Origin of the sequence: Vogesella urethralis, assembly GCF_007644045.2 — a bacterium.
Classification (GTDB): domain Bacteria; phylum Pseudomonadota; class Gammaproteobacteria; order Burkholderiales; family Chromobacteriaceae; genus Vogesella; species Vogesella urethralis.
In genome coordinates, this window is the sequence record NZ_VMDW02000151.1 from 1 (window position 1) to 237 (window position 237).

Sequence of the window (237 nt, forward strand, 5' to 3'; positions counted from 1 at the left end):
GGCCAGCCGCCTTCAGCAGCGGGAAAGCGCCCTCGCCGCCGTCGGCCTGGCGGGCTATGAAGATCTCCCCTTGAGCCAGCTCTCCGCCGGGCAGCAGCGTCGGGTGGCGCTCACCCGCCTGTGGTTAACCGACGCGCCGCTGTGGATCCTCGATGAGCCGTTCACCGCCCTCGACGCCACGGCGATGGAAACCCTGACCCGTCGCCTGGAGCAGCACGCCCGGCAGGGGGGATGCGC

Annotated in this window: 1 protein-coding gene; it reads left to right on the top strand. The window is 71.7% G+C overall.

Annotated elements, in window-relative coordinates; all coding sequences use genetic code 11:
- Positions 1 to 237 (top strand): ATP-binding cassette domain-containing protein (locus FLQ03_RS19625; protein ID WP_144374167.1); only part of this gene is annotated, 237 nt, incomplete at both ends.